Genomic DNA, 20,195 nt, shown 5'->3' with positions numbered 1-20,195 from the left:
ACCAATGCCAAGAGGACCAATGGGGCATGGAGCCCGCGGGGCCGTCGAAAAACCCGAAAACTTCGGCAAGGTCATGGGCGAGCTCGTCCGCTTCTGCCGCAAATGGCTGCCAGCCGTCATCATCGCGCTCATCCTGGGCGCCGCGGGCGCGGTCTGCCAGATCGTCGGCCCGGACCAGCTGAAGACCATGACCAACGAGATCACCAAAGGCCTGCCGGCCCTCGTGAACGGCAAGCCGGTGCTCGGCGCCATCGATTTCGACGCGGTCAGCCACATCGCATGGACGCTCGTCGCGCTGTACGTCGGCTACGCCCTGCTCAACTACGTGCAGAGCTGGCTGATGGCCACCGTCACCCAGCGCACGGCACAGGACCTGCGCGAGGCGATCAGCGTCAAAATCAACAAGCTGCCGCTCAAATACTTCGACAAGGTCAGCTACGGCGACGTGCTCAGCCGCATCACCAACGACGTGGACGCCATCGGCCAGACCCTCGGCCAGTCCGTCGGCTCGCTGATCACCTCGCTCACGCTGTTCATCGGCGCGCTGGTCATGATGTTCTACAACAACGTCATCATGACGCTGTGCGCCATCGGCGCCAGCCTCATCGGCATGGTCGTCATGATGGTCATCATGGGCGTATCGCAGAAATACTTCAGCCGGCAGCAGATCGCGCTGGGCGAGGTCAACGGGCACGTCGAGGAAATGTACGCCGGCCACATCATCGTCAAGGCGTACAACGGCGAAGCCGACTCGATCCGCCGCTTCGAACGCTACAACAACGACCTGTACGATTCCGGCTGGAAAAGCCAGTTCCTGTCCGGCCTGATGATGCCGCTGATGAACTTCGTCGGCAACTTCGGCTACGTGGTGGTCTGCGTCGTCGGTGCGGCGCTCGCCATGGACGGGCAGATCGAATTCGGTGTGATCGTGGCGTTCATGATGTACATCCGCCTGTTCACGCAGCCGTTGAGCCAGTTCGCGCAGGCCTTCCAGAACCTGCAGCGCTGCGCCGCGGCGTCCGAGCGCGTGTTCGGATTCCTCGACGAACCGGAACTGGAGGACGAAACCGCCAAGCGGCCGATGCTGGGACGAGACGCCTCCGGCAAGGCCGTCGCCGTGCGCGGCGACGTGCGGTTCGACCATGTGCGCTTCGGCTACGACGCCGACAAGACGATCATCCACGACTTCTCCGCTTCGGTGAAATCCGGGCAGAAGATCGCCATCGTCGGCCCGACCGGCGCCGGCAAGACCACCATGGTGAACCTGCTGATGCGCTTCTACGAGATTTCCGACGGCTCGATCTCCATCGACGGCGTGGACACCAAGTCCGTGCCGCGTTGGAACGTGCACGACCAGTTCTCGATGGTGCTGCAGGACACCTGGGTGTTCCGCGGCACGGTGCGCGAAAACATCGCCTACTCCAAGCCCGGCGTCACCGATGGGCAGATCGTCGCCGCATGCAAGGCCGTCGGCCTGCACCGCTTCATCAACTCGCTGCCGGACGGCTACGACACCGTGCTGGACGATAAGTCCTCGCTGTCGCAGGGCCAGAAGCAGCTGCTGACCATCGCCCGCGCGATGGTGCAGGACGCCCCGATCCTGATCCTGGACGAGGCCACGTCGTCGGTCGACACCCGTACCGAAGAGCTGATCCAGAAGGCGATGGACGCGCTGACCGTCGGCCGCACCAGCTTCGTGATCGCCCACCGCCTGTCCACGATTCGTGACGCCGACATGATCCTGGTCATGAACCATGGCGACATCGTCGAAAAGGGCACGCATGACGAACTGCTCGCCAAGGGCGGCTTCTACGCCGACATCTACAACTCGCAGTTCGCGCTGACGGACTAGTCTGAATTGACTGTCGTCCGATCCGATAAGCCGGCCCCGGCCCGCCCGAATACGGGCGGGCCGGGGCCGGCCTGGTATGGTGGGCTTGGATTTGGACCGGCGCGATTGGATGCGGCTAGGACGAGTGCGGCAGGCGCGGTTCGGTGGGGCGAACCGGAAAATGGTTGGGGTTGGGCCGCCGGTTGGGGGCGAATTCTAACGGTCGTTGCAACACCTTCGTCGTCAATCGTGCTTCAGACTAGCCGGCCCCCTCGAGCAGTTCGATGATCTTCTCGCTGGGCTTCATGAACCCGAGCGTCTTGCGCGGCCTGTCGTCGGGCTCCTCCGCGACCACGTCGAGATAGTCCTCGCCATACGACGACAGGTCCGTTCCCTTCGGGAAGTACTGGCGCAGCAGCCCGTTGGTGTTCTCGTTGGCGCCGCGCTGCCACGGGCTGTGCGGGTCGCAGAAATACACCTGCATGTCGAGCGCCGCGCCGATCCTCGCGTGCAGCGCGAGCTCGCTGCCCTGGTCCCAGGTCAGGCTGTTGCGCAGGAGCTTCGGCAGGTCCCGCATCTTGCGGACGATGGCGTCCTGCACGTGCCCGGCGTCGTGGCCGTCGGGCAGGCGCAGCAGGATCGTGAACCTCGTGGATCGTTCCACGAGCGTGCCGATGGCGCTGCGGTTGCCGGCCCCGCAGATCAGGTCGCCCTCCCAATGGCCGGGCACCGCGCGGTCCTCCACCTCCGCGGGCCGTTCGCCGGTCATCGCCATCGGATCGCGGAAGCGGGGCCTGCGCCCGCCGTCCCCGCGCGGCCTGCGGACCCGCGGACCCGCGGCGCAGCGCCTTCGCGAGCTGGAGGCGCAGCTCGCCCCCGCCCTGCACGTAGATGGCCTGGTAGATGGTCTCGTGGCATGCGTTCATGTCTTCATTATCCGGATGGTCCGCCCTGAGCCCGCCGCCGGTCCGCTCCGGGCTCCAATGCTTGTCGAGGCCGGCCTTGACCTCGTCCCGCAATGCGGTCCCGGGCCGTATCTTCCGTTCCTTCGGGCGTCCGAGCCGCGCCGTGGCCATCTGCTGGGCGCGGTTCGGCCCGTATCCGCCGCCGATCGGCTCGCGGTTGCGCCGCAGCTCGCGGCTGACCGTGCTCGGGCTCCCGCCCAGTCTCCGCGCGATCTCGCGCACGCCGGCGCCATGCAGGAGCATGTCGGCGATGGTGATGCGCTCGTCCCGGCTCAGGTAGCGTTCGTGGATCGTCTTCGGCGTGTCCATGTCGCCACGATACCAGTCGATGAGCGGTCTCTCGTTCCTTCCGTCCGTTCTGGTGCGTCCGTTGCGCCAGACCTTGCCGGTGCGTCTGCTCACGCCGACCGCGGCCGCGGCCCTCGTGAAGTTCATGCCGGCCTTGACCAGTTCCAGGTATCGTTCCCTTCGTGCCCGCTGCATGTCACGGAGCCTGTCGTAGCTCTTTCCGTCGAACTCGTATGCCATGTCCGGGTCCTTTCCCGTGCCCATGGTGTTGCGACGTTCATTAGAACCCGACCAGCCGGCACACGGGACAGGGGGGGACTCATGGTTGGACGCGTGACAATCAAGGATGTGGCCCGTGAGGCCGGTGTGTCGATCAAGACGGTGTCCAATGTGCTGAATGATACGGGAAGCATGCGCCCGGAGACGAGGGCTCGTGTCGGCTCCGTCATCAGGAGGCTGGGCTATACCGTGAACGTGTCTGCGCGTGCGATGCGCGGTTGTGGCACAAGGCTGCTGGGATTGGCGATTTTTGACTTCACCCAGCCGTTCGCGCCGTTTCTGGCGGATGCCGTCATCGACCATGCCCGCAGCCAACGGTACTGGGTGATCATCAGCACGTATGGCCAGGGAGGACGCGGCATTCCTGACATCATCGAGGATACGTACCGGTTGGGGGCCGACGGATGGATTTTCTTCACCGAGCGTCCGCTGGAGAACGAGGGTGAAGTGCTGCGGCAGCCGTATCCGGTCGTCATGGCCGGCGACTATCTGTCGTACGGCAAGGCCGATCTGGTGACGATGCCCAATGCTCCGGCCGTAGCGGCTGCCGTCGGGCGTCTGATATCAAGCGGTTGCCGACGCATCGCTCTGGTGGGCGCTGAGCCGGGATGGGCGCAGAACAAGTTCCAGACGGCGGTGGAGGGCAGTCAGATGCTGCGTACCCAAGGCTATGTGCAGGGGCTGCGCGAGCATGGGGTGGCCGTCGGCTGGGATTTGGTCCGTGTCGCTTCCGAATGGGATCAGGAGGGCGGCATGCAGGCGACGTCGGTGCTGTTGGATTCAGGTGCGCCATTCGACGCGCTCGTCTGTCTGAACGACGCGATGGCCCTCGGCGCGATGCATGCGTTGCATGAGCGTGGCCTGCGAGTGCCGGACGATGTGCAGATCATCGGATTCGATGATGTGCCTGAGGCACGATACGCGCTTCCCGCGTTGACCACCATCAATCCGCATGTCGAAGAGTATGCCCGGCATGCCGTCGACATGCTCATCGAGCGGATCAATGGATATGAGGGGCCGGCGCGCACTTATGTGACTGATTTCAGCATCATCGAACGGGGGACGACGCTGCCGGCCGCATGATGTCGCAGATGATTCGGTCCCGTTTCGTCTATCCGATCAGCTTCGTGCTTTCCAACTTCTCATCCAGCCAGCGGTTGAACCCGACCAACGGCTTCCTCAACAGCAATCCGAGCAGCAGCAGCGGCGGCACAAAGGCCAGCAGCACGCCGAGTTCACGCCAATAGTCGTTGTCGTAGACGCCGGCGATCGCGGCGCGCATCGCATTGATCGAATGCGTGATCGGCAGCCACGGGCTCAACGCCTGCATGAAATCGGGCAGCGTCTGGGCCGGATACGATCCCGCCGAACCCGACACCTGGAATACAAGCAGCAGCATGCCGATGGCCTTGCCCACATTGCCGAAGCTCACCACCAGCGTGTAGGCGAACAGCACGAACACCAGGCCGCTGACCCACCCCGACAGCATGAACAGGAACGGGTGCACGGCCTGCACGCCGAGGAACAGCAGGCTTCCTCCGCAGCTCACCGTGGTCTGCAGCAGCGAGACGAGCGCGAATATGCCGAAATGTCCGAGGAAAATCTGATGCGGCTTCGGATTGCCCAGCATCTCCTGCCGGCGGCGCGACACCGACGTGCGGATCGCCATGCCGATCAGCAGCGAAGCCGTCCACAACGGGATGAACGTGTAATACGGCGCCATCGAAGAGCCGAAATTGTCCACGGGGAACACGGCCTTGCGTTCCAACGCGACCGGGGCCGCCAGCGATGCCGCCAACGACGTGGTGTCGCCGTTGAGCAGGTCGCGCACGGCGTCCATGTCGCCGCCGTTCAACGCCGCGGACAGCTTGCCGCCGAAGCCGCCCAGCTCCTGCCCCGCATCCGACAATTGCGAGGACACGTCGCCGATTATCCGCTGGATCTGGTCGAGCCGTGCATGGATGTCGTCCGACGTCGTGCCCACGTCGGCGACGGCGTCGTCAAGGCCGCTCATGCCGGAATCCAACAGCGAGGTGATGTCGCGCACGGAATCGCCCAATTGCGCGGCCTGCGGGCGTATCGTCTGGTCGAAGTCGGCGGAGACGTCCGCGATGCTTTGCGCGGCCTGCTGGGCGAGCTGCCTCACCTGGTCGGCTTGAGCGTCGGCGTCGTCGCCGGCGGTCCGCACATCGGCGGCGGCCTGATTCAGCGTCGTCTGCAGCGCATCCAATTGGTCGATGACGTTCTGCAGCGACGTGATGACGGCGGAATCCTGGCTGATGCCGGGCAGCGTCAGCAGCGTGTCCCGGATCTGTTCGAATGCGTCGGCCTGGGTGCCGATGGCGTCCGCCTGCGACTGCAATGATTGCGCGGTGTCGTCGACGTTGCCCTTCACGTCGTCGAAGACGCCGGCGATGGCGCCGTCAAGCGCGGTGAAACTGGCGCTGCTGTCGCGCAATGCGGCGTTCAATGCCGATACGGTGCCGTCGAGCGCGCCGGCCAGGTCGGTGGCGTCGCCGCTTGCGGCGTCAAGCCGCGTGTCCGCGGCGCCGACGGCCTGTAGGGTCTGCGTGAGCAGCGAGGATGCGCCGTCGAGCAGCGTCGCCGTCGAATCGGTGATTGCGGCGTATGAGTCGAGCGAGGCCGCCGTGTCGGTGAGACGGCTGGCGAAGTCGTTGACGTTCGCGTTGAAGGATGCGAGCATCTGCTGCGATTCCGGGTCGGAGATGCGTTCGGACAGCGATGATGCGATGTTGAGCGCCACGCTGGTCATGGATGACGCGAACTCCTCGTTGACCTGCGATGTCACTTCGTCGGCGCCCTCGTTGGTCAGGTTCGGGGAGATGGCGTTCTTCTTTTCGTTGAGGTAGTACGTGACCGAGGCGTGCCGCGAGTCATCGGAGAAGAACGTCATCATGTTGCGGCTGAAATCCTTCGGGATGACGATCGCCGCGTAGTATTCGCCGGATTTGGTGCCTTCGATGGCGTCGTCCTTGCCGGTGATGGTCCAGTCGAGTTCGCTGTTGGCGCGCAGCTCGTTGACGACCTGGTCGCCGACGGTGATTTTCACGGGGATGAGGTCGGATTCGTAGCCTTCGTCCACGTTGGCCACGGCGAATTTGAGATTGCCCATGTCGCCGAACGGGTCCCAGTTGGCGCTGATGTTGAACCATGCGAACAGGCTGGGGATGGCGACGAGGCCGATCAGGATGATGATGGATACGATGTTGCCGGTGATGCGGCGCAGGTCGTCGAGGAAGATGCGTCGGATGGCGTTCATGCCGCGTTCCTTTCGTCGTGCGCTGTGGGCTGTGCCGGGGTCTGTGTGGCGGCCGCGATGATATCGGCCAGATCCTGTATGCCGCCTTCATGCCGTGCGTCGTCGTCGGCGGCCCGTCCGCCGGCTGACGTCACGCCGTGCCCGTCATGTCCGCCATGCGGCCCGTCGTGCCTTTCGCGGCGGGCGGCGGCGCGGCGGCGCTTCGCGGCCTTCGCGCGCAGCCTGTCCACTTCGCTCAGTGCGAGGAATGCCCGCACGCTCTCATCGTCGAGTCCGCCCAGGCGGATCTGTCGTGAAATGCGGTCGCGAATCAGCTCGATCGCCATGAGGAACGCGATGACCAGCAGCACCAAAACCGTCCATGCGCCTAGTACGAACGCCTTTTCGCTGTTCGTCAGAGAGAACACGATCGCCATGATCGCCGGTGCGGCAAGCCCTACGATGAGCGCGCCGCGGCGCAGCTTCGGGTATATCCGCGTGAATTCGGCGGCGCGCGATTCGATCTGCGAACGGTATTCGTCGCGGTCGGTCAACGCCTGCAGCGCCTGCGAGATCGAATATTCGCGCGCCGGAAGCCGCGATGGCTCGCCGGTCAGCAGATCGCCCTGTTCGATTTCGCGCGCGAACAGGCGATGCGTGTTCGCCATCAGCGGGCGCAGCAGCAGTCCGAGCGCGAACGACAGTACGGTGAATCCGAGCAGGTATGCCATTTCATGCGCCCAGGTGCCGCCGTAGAATCCCGCGATGGTCTCGCGCATCGCGTTGATGCCGTAGGTGAATGGGAAGAACGGCGACATGTCGCGGAAGAACGACGGCATCATTTCGATCGGATACATGCCGGTCGCGCCGGGGATCTGCACCATGATGAGCACCAGGCACAGCGCTTTGCCGACGTGCAGGAACGTGGTCGACAGCGCGTAGGCGATGCTCAGATACGCCAACGAGACGAGCACGCCGGTGAGTATGAACATCGGAGCGTTGACGGTCTGCACGCCGATGAACAGATCGCCGATGACGGCGATCGCGCCCTGCGCGGCGGCGATGATCGCCAGCAGGGCCCAGCGGCCCAGGTAGCCCTGTGTGACGGTGAATCCCTCGATGCCTTCGTCGTCGGTTTCGAGCCTCATCAGCACCATGAGCATGAACGCGCCCACCCACAGCGAGAGGTTCGTGAACAGCGGCGCCATGCCTGAGCCGTATGAATTGACGGGGTATACGGTTTCCGTGTCGATCACGGTGGGGGAGAGCATGAAATCGGCGATGCGGTCGACGTCGAGCGTGCCGTCGCCTCCGAACAGCGTCGACAGCTGATTCGAGATGGACAGTGCGCTGATGTCGGTGGAGATGGTGTCGATCCGTTGGGTGACGCCGTCCAACGCCGTCGCCGTGTTGGACAATGCGGTCGCCGCGCTTGCCGCGACGCTGTCGAGCTGGTCGAGTACGGCGTCGGCCTGGTCGATGAGCATGCCCTGCGAGGTGATGAATCCTGACAGGGTGCTTCCGGTCACGGCCAGGCCGTTGAGCGACGCGTTGATCTGCGGCAGCGCCTGGTCGCTGATGGCGTGCCGGGCGTCGTCGATGGAGGCCAGCGACTGCTGGGTGGCGGTGTTGATGCCGCCGGCCAGCGCGCTGGTGTCGTCGGCGGTCTGGGTGAGCCCGCTGTTGAGCTGCGTCAGGTCGTCGATGACGGTTCCCAGGGATTGGTTGATGTTCTGTATGGTATTGATGTCGTCGCCGATGATGTCGGCGATGGCGGGATTCTGCTTGGCCAATTCGTCGAGTTGGCCGATGATGCCGTCGGTGGCGGTGTTGATGCCCTGCAGATTGGCCAGTGCGCCGGATACGTGCCCGTTGGCGGTGATGATGGCGCTGCCGGCGTCGGCGATGCCGGTGGCCGCCTGCGCCGTGGATTGCGATATCAGCGACGAGCCGGCATCCAGGGAGGATGATGTATTGCGGATGAACGTGTCCAATCCGGTCCGCGCCGAATCGATGATGCCTGACATGTCGGCCAGGCCGCTGCTGGCGTCGGTGGCGACCTGACGCACGTTGCGCAATGTCTGGCGGGCCTGCTGCGTGGTGTCGGGCACGTCGCCCAGGTCGGCGGCCAATCCGTCGATGAGGTCGGTCGCGTCGGCGATGCCGTCGCCGACTTGTCGGAGGGCGTCCAGCGTCCGCCGCTGTTCTTCCGATGCGGCGCCGGAGAGGTCGGCGTTGGTCTGGTTGAACGCCTGCGATACGACTTCGCTGACGGTGGAGACGAAGGTGGAGTTCACTTCGCGTTCGACGGTGGATGCGGCGGTGTCGGTGACTTTCGGCGCGATCGGGCTGGCTTTCTCGTTCACGTAGTATTCCAGCGTCGGACGGTCGCCGTCGCCGGAAAGCATGCGCACGAGGTCGCCGCTGAAATCGGCCGGAATGATGATCGCCGCGTAGCTGTCGCCGGAGCGCACGTCTTCCATCGCCTGGTCGGAGGTGGTGAACGTCCAGCCGATGTCGTGGTTTTCGTGCAGCTGGTCCTCTATCTGGTCGCCGAGGTTCAGGGCTCCGAGCGGACCGTCGTCGACCCCCTTGTCGGCGTTGGCCACGGATACGCGCACTCCGCCGGTGTTGCCGTACGGGTCCCAGAATCCCAGGATGTTCACCCACGCGTAGAACGATGGCAGGACCATCAGTGCGATGATGATGACCCATGAGACGGGGACCCTCAGCAGTCGTAGTATGTCGCGGCGCAGGATTCTGCACACATTGGCCATGTGATTCCTCGATTATGCTCGGCACGGTGTGAATGGATCGGCATTGTGATGAATCCAGCCTAATACCCGCATTCGGACAAGAATTTGTCATGCTGTCAATATTGCGCGGACAGCATATGCATGGCCGTGGTATGGCGATATCGGGCAGGTTCCCGCATATGCCGCGGCATTACCCGTCGTGCTGGTAAGGTGGGGTGTCCACGGTGTGAATGCGCTGTGACCCCGAATGAAGGAGCGGTCATATGGCCGAAAAGACAGACAACGAAGCGACGTGCCCCCCGATGGCCGAACGATTCGGGCCGCCCTGGCCGGACGGTCAGCCGAACTCCGCGTCGCGTTCGGCGGCGGATCCATCTTCGGTCCAGTCCCCGGACGCCGCTTCCCGCGTCTCGCCGGATCCGCAGACCCCCGACGGCAATGATTCCGCCCAGTGGCGTTTCCCGCTGATCGCGCGCATCTACGGCGCGATCATCCTCATCGACGGCATCGCCACGCTGGTCTCGTCGGCGTTGAACGGCGTCCACGGGTTCACCGCGTTCATGCAGGGCCGTCTCGGCGACAACCCGCTGAATCTGACCGCCATCCTGACCGCGTTGCAGGTCGCCGTATACTTCCTGAACGCCATATATCTGATCGTGTTCGGCATCGCGCTGATCGGCAATCACCGCCGCAACACCGCCCGATGGGCATACCGGCTGATTCCGCTCACCCTTATGGGCGGCATGCTGTCGCTCGCGCTGAACGGCCTGGGCATGAACCTGATCGAACCGGCCATCCAGCTCGTCATCGTCATCGCATTGTCCATCACCGCCGATCCGACGCTGGCGCAGGAGCGTGCGCTGCATCGCGCGCTCAAACGCATGGACGAGCGCAGCGACTATGAGGCGGCGCTTTCCAAGGGAATGGCCGGCCGCGACATGAGCGGCAAAGGATACATCGAACTGGACGTGTTCAATGTGTTCTGGCTGTTCATGGTCGGATGCGTCTTCGGCCTCGTCATCGAAACCATCTACCATTTCATCGTCTACGGCGAATATCAGGATCGCGCCGGCCTGCTGTGGGGCCCGTTCTCGCCGATCTACGGCTGCGGCGCGGTCATCCTGACCGCCTGCCTCAACCGCCTGTGGCGCTCGCATTGGCTGCTGATCTTCTGCGCCAGCGCGATGATCGGCGGCGCGTTCGAATACTTCACCAGCTGGTTCATGGAAGTCGCGTTCGGCATCACCGCATGGGACTACACGGGGCAGTGGCTGTCCATCGACGGACGGACCTCCGGCAAATACATGTTCTTCTGGGGCGTGCTCGGCCTGGCATGGGTCAAGCTCATGCTGCCATGGCTGCTGCGTCTGATCCAGCGCATCCCGTGGAAGATCCGCTATTCGCTGACCGCCGTGTGCCTGGTGCTGATGCTGGTCGACGCGACGATGACCCTGATGGCGCTGGACGCATGGTATTCGCGCATGGCCGGCCTCGAGCCGGACTCACCGGTGATGTCGTTCTTCAACACGTATTTCAACGATGACTTCATGGCGGAACGTTTCCAGACGATGTCGCTGGATCCGGGCAAGGCCGGCCGCGCGTGACGTTCGGGACGGCCGCGCCCTGTGTTAGGAAACCGTTAACAATCCGTCTGCGGGCGTATGTGTTCCGTTAGGTTCGGGGCATGACTTCGCCCAGGGCCATATCATCAAGATGCTTATTGGAAATCGGTCCGTCCATGCCCGCGAACGCGGCGGCGGCCGGGCCGTGCATCTGATGATTGGAGAAGAGCAACATGCCTTGGTGGGTTGATGCCGCCTATGTTGTGGGCGTAGTGGCGCTGTTCATCGTCTTCGACCTGATTGCGAAGGCGGTGGATCGTCTATGACGGCTGTTTTCTGCGCCATCGGCGTCGTATTGGGAATCGCCGGTGTGGTGTATATGGGGGTCGCCCTGTGCCGCCCGGAGAAGTTCTGAGGGCTGGGGAAGAGTCTTAAGGTTCCGAAATGGTATATCTCTATGCTTTTATGGCGTTCGGTCTGATCGCCTTGATCCTGGCGGCCATATACCGGCCGCTGGGCGATTACATGTATCGCGTGTACACGACCGATAAGGATCTGTTCTTCGAAAAGTGGATCTATCGCATCATCGGCGTGGATTCCTCGAAGGGACAGTCCTGGAAGGCGTATTTCCGCGGAGTGCTCGGCTTCTCCGTGATGAGCCTGCTGGTCCTGTACCTGCTGCAGCGCGTGCAGTCCTGGCTGCCGTTCTCGCTGGGCTTCGACAACGTGCCGGCTCCGCTGGCGTTCAACACGGCTGCGTCCTTCGTGACGAACACGAACTGGCAGTCCTATTCGCCTGACCAGACGTTGGGCTATTCCGTCCAGATCGCAGGCCTGTGCGTGCAGAACTTCGTTTCCGCCGCGGTCGGCATCGCCGTATCCATCGCGCTGGTGCGCGGCTTCATGCTGCGCCGTTCCGACACGATCGGCAATTTCTGGGTCGACCTGGTCCGTGGCACGTTCCGCATCCTCATGCCTCTGGCCATCGTGATGGGCACCATCCTCATCGCGCTGGGCGTCGCACAGAACTTCTCGGGCTTCACCACCGTCACCACCGTGGCGGGCGGCGAACAGACCATCATGGGCGGCCCGGTGGCCTCCCAGGAGGTCATCAAGGAACTGGGCACCAACGGCGGCGGCTTCTTCAACGCCAATTCGTCCCATCCGTACGAGAACCCGAACATATGGACCAACCTCATCGAGATCCTGCTGATGCTGGCCATCCCCGTCGCGCTGACCCGCACGTTCGGCCGCATGATCGGCAACATCCGTCAGGGCTACGCGCTGCTCGGCGCCATGGTCGTCCTGTTCGGCATCTCCTTCTTCGCCGTCGTGAGCTTCGAATCCTTCATGGACGATCCGCTCACCTCCCTCACCGGAGGCTCCATGGAAGGCAAGGAGGATCGCTTCGGCATCGTCTGGTCCACGCTGTTCGGCACCACGTCCACAAGCACGTCCACCGGCGCGGTCAACTCCATGCATGATTCCTACACCGCGCTCGGCGGCATGATGTACATGTTCAACATGATGCTGGGCGAAGTCTCCCCGGGCGGCGTCGGCGCAGGCCTGTACGGCATCCTCGTCATGGCCGTCGTGGCCGTGTTCATCGCAGGCCTCATGGTCGGCCGCACGCCGGAATACCTCGGCAAGAAGATCGGCCCGCGCGAGATGAAGATGGCCTCGCTGTACTTCCTCGTCATGCCGGTCACCGTGGTGCTGTTCGTGGCTTTGAGCTTCGCCGTCCCGGGCATCCGCGAAGACACGTTCGCGGCCCTGAACAACAGCGGAAACCATGGTTTGTCCGAAGTGGTCTACGCGTTCGTGTCCGGCGCCAACAACAACGGCTCCGCATTCGCGGGCCTGTCCGCCGACACCCCGTGGTTCGACACGATGATCGGCCTGGCCATGCTCATCGGACGATTCCTGCCGATCATGCTGGTGCTGGGTCTGGCCGGCTCGCTGGCCAAGCAGGATGTGGTGCCGGAGACCGCCGGCACGATGAAGACCGACAACAAGCTGTTCGTTGGCCTGCTCGTTTTCGTCATTTTCATTATTTCCGCGCTGACGTTCTTCCCGACGCTTGCTCTGGGACCGTTGGCAGAAGGTTTGGTGGCATAACATGTCTTCCGCGACCGCAAACGACGTCATCAACGACGTGCGTACCAGCAACAACGCATCGTTGCCGGCGATGCTGGGCAAGAGTCTGCCGGCGGCGTTCAAGAAATTCAGTCCCGCCAAGATGCGGCACAACCCCGTCATGTTCGTGGTGTGGGTGGGCGCCGCGTTCCTGACGCTCCTCGGCGTGTTCCAGCTGTTCATTCCGGAACTGCGCGCGGGCGAACCGGTGTATTTCACCTGGATCATCGCCGTATGCCTGTGGGCCACGGTGCTGTTCGCGAACCTCGCCGAAGCCGTCGCCGAAGGGCGCGGCAAGGCCCAGGCCGACGCGCTGCGCAAGACCCGCACCGCCACGCCGGCCCACCTGGTCCACGGATACGATGAAAAAGGCGATCCCGACGCACGCTCGTCGTCCGTCGCCATCATCGAAGTCCCGTCCTCCGACCTCAAACTCGGCGACGTGGTCGTCGTCGAAGCCGGACAGCTCATCCCCGGCGACGGCGACATCATCTCCGGCATCGCCTCCGTGGACGAATCCGCCATCACCGGCGAATCCGCCCCGGTCATCCGCGAATCCGGCGGCGACCGCTCCGCGGTGACCGGCGGCACCCGCGTGCTGTCCGACCGCATCGTCGTGCGCATCACCCAGAAGCCGGGCGAATCCTTCGTCGACAAGATGATCGCGCTGGTCGAAGGCGCGAACCGTCAGAAGACCCCGAACGAAATCGCCCTCGACGTGCTGCTGAGCTCGCTGACCATCATCTTCCTGATCGTCGTGATGTGCCTCAACCCGCAGGCCGGCGCGGTCGGCACCTCCGTCAGCCTCACCGTGCTGGTGGCGCTGCTCGTCTGCCTGATCCCGACGACCATCGGCGCCCTGCTGAGCGCCATCGGCATCGCCGGCATGGACCGTCTGGTCCAGCGCAACGTGCTCGCCACGTCGGGCCGCGCCATCGAAGCGGCCGGCGACGTGACCACGCTGCTGCTCGACAAGACCGGCACCATCACGTACGGCAACCGTCAGGCATCCGAATTCCATGCGCTGCCGGGCATCGACCATGACGACATGGTCCGCGCCGCGGCGCTGAGCTCCCTGGCCGACTCCACGCCGGAAGGCCAGTCGATCATCGCCCTGGCCGAACGCGAAGGCCATCACTTCGACATGATGCCAGGGGCGGAAGCGGTGGAATTCACCGCCGAGACCCGCATGCCCGGCCTGGACCTGCCCAACGGCGACCGCATCCGCAAGGGCGCCACCTCCGCGGTGGAAGCCTGGATCGAACGCGAAGGCGGCGTCATGAGCATCGAAGTGCGCGACGCCCTGCATGACCGTGTCGACACCATCTCCGCGCAAGGCGGCACCCCGCTGGTCGTGGCCGAACAGCTGTCCTCCGGCGAAGTCAAGGTGCTGGGCGTCGTCCAGCTCAAGGACGTCGTCAAGGAAGGCCTGCGCGAACGCTTCGCCGACCTGCGCAGGATGGGCATCCGCACCGTCATGGTCACCGGCGACAACCCGCTGACCGCGAAGGCCATCGCGGAAGAGGCCGGCGTCGACGATTTCATCGCCGAAGCCAAGCCGGAAGACAAGCTCGCCTACATCAAGGCCGAACAGGCCAAGGGACAGCTGGTCGCCATGACCGGCGACGGCACGAACGACGCCCCCGCCCTGGCCCAGTCCGATGTCGGCGTCGCCATGAACTCCGGCACCGCCGCGGCGAAGGAAGCCGGCAACATGGTCGACCTCGACTCCGACCCGACCAAGCTGATCGACATCGTCCGCATCGGCAAGCAGCTGCTCATCACCCGCGGCGCGCTGACCACCTTCTCCATCGCCAACGACATCGCGAAGTACTTCGCGATCATCCCGGCCATGTTCATGGACAAGTTCCCCGGTCTTGCCACGCTGAACATCATGGGACTGCACAGTCCGTTGTCCGCGGTGCTGTCCGCCATCATCTTCAACGCCATCATCATCGTGATCCTGATCCCGCTGGCCCTCAAGGGCGTGCAGTACCGCGCCGAGTCCAGCGACAAGATCCTGTCCAGGAACCTGTCCGTGTACGGTCTGGGCGGCGTGGTCGCCCCGTTCATCGGCATCTGGATCATCGACCTGTTCGTGCGTCTGATTCCGGGATTCTAAGGAAATTAGGTAAGGGAAACGATTATGAAATCCGCATTGTCGTTGAATCTGCGCAGCTACTGGGCCGGCCTGAAGGCCGTGCTGGTCTGCACGCTCGCCGTGATCGTGTACACGGCGTTGATGACCGGCATCGGCGCTCTGGGATTCCCCGAGCAGGCCAACGGCTCGATGATCACGAACTCCGAAGGGCAGATCGTCGGATCGTCCCTGATCGGACAGTCCTTCTCCGACGCCGACGGCGAAGCCATCGACAAGTATTTCCAGCCCCGTCCGTCCGCCGCCGGCGACGGATACGACGCGGCGGCGTCCGGCGGCGCCAACAAGGGACATTCCGATGAGGAATATCTCAAGACCATCGAAGAACGTCGCGACGCCATCGCCGAACGCGAAGGCGTGGACGCGAAGCAGGTCCCCGCCGACGCGGCGACCGCCTCCTCCTCCGGACTGGATCCGCACATCAGTCCCGAATATGCGGCCATCCAGGTCGAGCGTGTGGCTGAAGCCCGTGGCATGGACGTCGAAGACGTCGAACAGCTTGTCAAGGAGCACACCACCGGCCGCGGTCTGGGCTTCATCGGAGAGCCCGTGGTCAACGTCGTCACCCTGAACCTGGCGTTGGACGACATGGAGTGAATCCGGACTCTGGGGGCGCATCGGATACGGTGCGCCTCAGATGTCATCAGGCCAAAAACTGGGATAATCCATAGGTGAAGGACATCCCGGACGGATGCGGCATCGTCGTGCGCGGCGGTGCCGCATCCGTATGGCACGCGGCCGCGGAATGCGTGGACATGCGCCGGAACATCGGAATGGAGGGAATATGGCGGTGGCGAAGCGGGGGACGCTGAGGGTTCTGCTCGGTGCGGCGCCCGGCGTGGGCAAGACGTACGCAATGCTGTCCGAAGGCAGACGGCTGGTCGAAGAGGGCAAGGACGTCGTCATCGCCCTGTTGGAGACCCATGGCCGCAAAGCCACGCAGAACGCCGCCAAAGGCCTGGAGACGGTGCCTCGGCGCTGCATGAAGTACCGCGGCATGTGGTTCAGCGAAATGGACCTGTTCGCCGTCATCGCGCGCCGTCCGCAGGTCGCCCTCGTCGACGAGCTGGCCCATACGAACATTCCCGGATGCACGCACGAAAAACGCTGGCAGGATGTGGTCGACCTGCTGGATGCGGGAATCGACGTCATCACCACCATCAACGTGCAGCATATCGAATCGTTGAACGACGTCGTGCGGTCCATCACGAACAGCGAACAGCGCGAAACCGTTCCCGACAAGGTGCTGCGTTCCGCCGACAGCATCGAATTGATCGACCTGCCGCCGAAGAACCTGCGCGAACGACTTTCCGCCGGCCTCATCTATTCGGCGGACCGCGTGGACGCCGCGTTGAGCAACTACTTCCGTGTGGGAAACCTGACCGCATTGCGCGAGCTGGCGTTGCTCTGGCTGGCGGGCAACGTCGACGAAGCGTTGCAGGAATACCGTAACGAACACCATATCAACGCGAAATGGGAGGCCCGCGAACGCGTCGTCGTCGCGCTGTCGGGCGGTCCTGAAGGCGAACAGCTCCTGCGGCGCGGCGCAAGGGTCGCCAGGGCGTCCGGCGGCGGCGATCTGATCGCGGTGCATGTCACGGCCGAGGACGGGCTGCATGGATCCAGCCCGGGGCTGCTGGTGCAGCAACGCGAACTCGTCGAAAAACTGGGCGGCACATACCATCAGATCGTCGGCGAAGACATCTCCGACGCGCTGATCTCCTTCGCCCGCGCCAACAACGCGACGCAGATCATCGTGGGCGTCTCCCGGCGCCCGCCCCTCGCCCGGTGGCTGGGCCGGCCGTCGTCTGCGAACGGCATCATCGCGAATTCAGGCGACATCGACGTGCACGTCGTCACCCACACGTTCGCGGCGAAAGGCATGCGCCTGCCGCGCATGAAACGCACCATGACGATACGCCGGCGCGTCGCGGGCTGCATATTCGCACTGCTGTCGGTGCCTCTTCTGGGCTGGCTGCTCATGCAATACAGCGGCGTGGACGCGTTGTCCCGCGATTCCCTGTTCTTCCAGCTGCTCGTCGTCATCGCCGCGCTGATCGGCGGCGTCTCGTCGGCCACGCTGTGCGCGTTGCTGAGCGGCCTGGTGCTCGACTACGTCTACATCCAGCCGGTGGGGTCGCTGCACATGCTCAGGGCGCAGGACGTGATGACCATCGTGCTGTACATCCTCATAGGCATCATCGTGTCCTTCGTCGTCGACCGGGCCGACGAGAAGGCGCGGCAGGCCCAACGCGCGACCGCGGAATCGGAAGTGCTCGCCAGCGTATCCGACGCGGTGCTGCGCAGCTCCAATCCGTTGCAGGCGATTCTTGACCGCACCCGCGAGGCGTTCGGCTTCACCTGCGTGCGCCTCACCCATGACGGCGTCGACGTCGCGGTCAGCGGCGTATGTCCCACCGGGGAGGAGCCGGACGTCATCGACCTTGACGCGGTCATCACGCCGCCGTCCGACGGCATCGATCAGAACGGCGAATCCCATGACGGGCAGGCCTCCGCCTCCCGTGATGCCGCATCCTCCGGAACGCCGCGGAAAACGGAGCCGATCCACCTTGAACTGTACGGCAGCGAAATCGACGCGGCCGACCAGCGGTTGCTGCAGGCCATCGTCTCCCAGGTGCAGACCGTGCTGGAACACGACGTGCTGCAGCGCAAGGCCGACGAAGTCAAGCCGCTGGCCGCCGCGGAGAAGCTGCGCACGGCCCTGCTCAACGCGGTCAGCCATGACCTGCGCCGTCCGCTGGCCTCCGCCACGGCTGCGGTGTCCGGCCTGAAACAGGTCGGCGACGCCCTCGGCCCAGAAGGCCGACGCGACCTGCTCGACGTCGCCGACGTCGGCCTGCGCGATCTGACCCGACTGGTCACCGACCTGCTCGACGTGTCCCGTCTGCACGAACGCGCGCTGCCGATATCGCTGGTGGCGGCCGACGTGGCGGAAGCCGTGATGCAGACGCTGGACGAGCTGCATGCCGGACCGAATTCCATCAACCTTGACCTGCCCGTGGACCTGCCGCTGGCGGTCGCCGACCCGCCGTTGCTGCGTCGCGCGATACACAATGTGCTTGCCAACGCGCAACGCTACAATCCGCCGGACCATCGCATCCGCATCGCGGTCTCCACGTTCCGTTCCGTCGTGCAGATCCGCGTCGTGGACTACGGCCCGGGCGTGCCCGACGACCGCAAGGACGAGCTGTTCGCGCCGTTCCACCGTCTGGGCGACACGGACAACACCACGGGCCTCGGCCTGGGAATGGCGCTGTCGAAGGGATTCATCGAATCGATGGGCGGTGCCATCGACGCGGAGGACACTCCGGGCGGCGGCCTGACCATGGTGATCACGCTGCGTGCGGCGGACGAGCGTTATACGATCGGGGAGCCGTTGTCCGAAGAGGACGCGCGCGCCTGCGCCACCGCATTGGACTCGGACATGTGGGACGTGACCGCCGCAGTCAGCGGCGTGATGCTGCCCCTGAGCGTGGACGAATCGCGTGACGGCGAATTGGGGCGCTTCGCCGACGCCGAATCCGATATCGCGGTCGCCGATGACACGGCCGCCGCGGACGAGCATACCGACGTCGCCGACGTGACGGCTGCTGAGAGGGGAGAATAGACGCATGAAAATCCTGATTGCCGATGATGACCCGCAGTTCCTGAAGGCGTTGCGTATCACTCTGCGCTCGCAGGGCTACGAGATCGTGACCGCATCGGATGGCGTGCAGTGCATTTCGGCGGCGGTGGAGCATCATCCCGATCTGATGGTGTTGGATCTGGGCATGCCGAAAATGGACGGCATGGGCGTGATCCAGGGCGTGCGCGGCTGGACGGACGCGCCCATCCTGGTGGTGTCGGGGCGCACCGATGCGCGCGAGAAGGTCGCGGCCCTGGACGCCGGCGCCGACGATTATGTGACCAAACCGGTGTCGATCGACGAGCTGCTGGCGCGTATCCGTGCGCTGGCCCGCCGTATCCCGCAGGAGACGGAGACTCCGATGGTCTCGTTCGGGAACGTGACCGTCGACCTGTCCGCGCATGCCGTGTTCCGCGTGTACCACGGGCGGAAGGTGCGTGTGCGCCTGACGCCGACGGAGTGGAAGGTTCTGGAGATCCTGGTGCGCAACGCCGGGCGGCTCGTGACCCGTAAGGATCTGTTGACCGGCATTTGGGGCGCGGAGCACGTGAACGACTCCGGCTATCTGCGGCTGTATGTCTCGCAGCTGCGCAAGAAGATAGAGGACGACCCGTCGCATCCGAAGTATCTGAAAACGGAGCAGGGCATGGGGTACCGTCTGGACCTGCCGTCTGCGGGCGGCGGCGAATAGGAATAGGTCTTCCGGGCGGGCGGAGGCGTCCGTCCGGAACCTGCGTCTAATCCGTTCGGAACCTGCATCTGCGGGCGGGGTCTGCGCCTGCGGGTGGGGTCCGGTACCGGATTCAGGCCGCGAGGTTTTGCGCAAGCTGACGGATCTTGTCCGGCTGGTGGCCGCTCCATGATGCGTTCGGGGAGATGACGACAGGAATCTGCTTGAATCCAGCGTCCTTGATCTGCTCGAAGGTGGACGGGTTCTGCGTCAGGTCGACGGCGACATATCGCACGCCCAAACGGGTGAGTTCCTGTTCGGTGGCTTCGCACTGTGGATTGCTGGGATTCGTGAAGACCGTGACCGTCATCGGGCATCCTCCTTAAAGCGCGTAGTCGATATGCGGTTGTCAGTCGGCGTGGGCGTAAAATCCGCTCCCTCTAGTGTACCCACTGTTTGTAGTGGTGTGTCGTAGGGCTATTCACTAGATGTAGTGTTCGACACGCCTCGAATTCAAGCTATTCGAACACATGTTCGACCATTCTAGCACCTTTGCGGACCGTCCGGATGTGACCTAAACCACATCCTTCGTCTCACCTGTCGGTCAGTCTTCTCCCCCCCCCCCCCCCCCCCCCCCCCCCCCTC

11 protein-coding genes and 1 pseudogene are annotated in these 20,195 nt (G+C 64.1%); 8 read left to right on the top strand and 4 right to left on the bottom strand.

Annotation, left to right across the window (positions count from 1 at the left end):
• Nucleotides 1-4 precede the first annotated feature (4 nt).
• Nucleotides 5-1,852 (top strand): ABC transporter ATP-binding protein, encoded by a 1,848-nt coding sequence (locus AC1AX7_RS04420; protein ID WP_476508892.1) that lies wholly within the window; start codon nt 5-7, stop codon nt 1,850-1,852.
• A gap of 238 nt (nt 1,853-2,090) precedes the next feature.
• Here the strand turns inward: AC1AX7_RS04420 and AC1AX7_RS04415 are convergent.
• Nucleotides 2,091-3,279, bottom strand: a pseudogene (locus AC1AX7_RS04415) (IS30 family transposase).
• Nucleotides 3,280-3,405: 126 nt separating this feature from the next.
• Between AC1AX7_RS04415 and AC1AX7_RS04410 the strand changes: the two are divergent.
• Entirely contained in the window at nt 3,406-4,446 is a 1,041-nt protein-coding gene (locus AC1AX7_RS04410; RefSeq protein ID WP_476508891.1) for a LacI family DNA-binding transcriptional regulator, read from the top strand.
• Nucleotides 4,447-4,474: 28 nt separating this feature from the next.
• Here AC1AX7_RS04410 and AC1AX7_RS04405 read toward each other — a convergent pair whose 3' ends face one another.
• Together AC1AX7_RS04405 and AC1AX7_RS04400 are read right to left on the bottom strand one after the other, a co-directional pair.
• Nucleotides 4,475-6,643, bottom strand: a complete 2,169-nt coding sequence (locus AC1AX7_RS04405; protein WP_476508890.1) for a YhgE/Pip family protein — start codon at nt 6,641-6,643, stop codon at nt 4,475-4,477.
• Complete coding sequence (locus tag AC1AX7_RS04400) at nt 6,640-9,399, bottom strand: YhgE/Pip family protein (protein ID WP_476508889.1); 2,760 nt, start codon at nt 9,397-9,399, stop codon at nt 6,640-6,642. The genes AC1AX7_RS04405 and AC1AX7_RS04400 overlap by 4 nt, the downstream gene beginning before the upstream one ends.
• A gap of 281 nt (nt 9,400-9,680) precedes the next feature.
• Between AC1AX7_RS04400 and AC1AX7_RS04395 the strand changes: the two genes are divergently transcribed.
• From AC1AX7_RS04395 to AC1AX7_RS04370, 6 genes are all read left to right on the top strand, one after another.
• A complete protein-coding gene (locus AC1AX7_RS04395; RefSeq protein ID WP_476509029.1) occupies nt 9,681-10,982 on the top strand; it encodes a putative ABC transporter permease in 1,302 nt (433 codons plus the stop codon).
• A 402-nt stretch (nt 10,983-11,384) separates the two neighbouring features.
• Complete coding sequence (gene kdpA, locus AC1AX7_RS04390; protein WP_476508888.1) at nt 11,385-13,058, top strand: potassium-transporting ATPase subunit KdpA; 1,674 nt, start codon at nt 11,385-11,387, stop codon at nt 13,056-13,058.
• 1 nt (nt 13,059) lies between these two features.
• A complete protein-coding gene (gene kdpB, locus AC1AX7_RS04385) occupies nt 13,060-15,198 on the top strand; it encodes a potassium-transporting ATPase subunit KdpB (RefSeq protein ID WP_476508887.1) in 2,139 nt (712 codons plus the stop codon).
• 24 nt (nt 15,199-15,222) lie between these two features.
• Nucleotides 15,223-15,831 (top strand): K(+)-transporting ATPase subunit C, encoded by a 609-nt coding sequence (kdpC, locus tag AC1AX7_RS04380; RefSeq protein ID WP_476508886.1) that lies wholly within the window; start codon nt 15,223-15,225, stop codon nt 15,829-15,831.
• A 187-nt stretch (nt 15,832-16,018) separates the two neighbouring features.
• On the top strand, nt 16,019-18,862 hold the full coding sequence (locus AC1AX7_RS04375) for an ATP-binding protein (protein ID WP_476508885.1): 2,844 nt from the start codon (nt 16,019-16,021) through the stop codon (nt 18,860-18,862).
• Between the two features lie 4 nt (nt 18,863-18,866).
• Nucleotides 18,867-19,571, top strand: a complete 705-nt coding sequence (locus AC1AX7_RS04370; RefSeq protein ID WP_476508884.1) for a response regulator transcription factor — start codon at nt 18,867-18,869, stop codon at nt 19,569-19,571.
• Between the two features lie 112 nt (nt 19,572-19,683).
• On the opposite strand, the gene AC1AX7_RS04365 is transcribed toward AC1AX7_RS04370, so the two are convergent.
• Nucleotides 19,684-19,920: a glutaredoxin family protein gene (locus AC1AX7_RS04365; RefSeq protein ID WP_117759002.1), complete on the bottom strand. Its 237-nt coding sequence runs from the start codon at nt 19,918-19,920 to the stop codon at nt 19,684-19,686.
• Between the last annotated feature and the right edge of the window lie 275 nt (nt 19,921-20,195).

Source organism: Bifidobacterium sp. LH_449 (assembly GCF_056356755.1).
The sequence above is the reverse complement of the archived record's forward strand: the minus strand, read 5'-3'. Positions and strand labels throughout refer to the sequence as shown.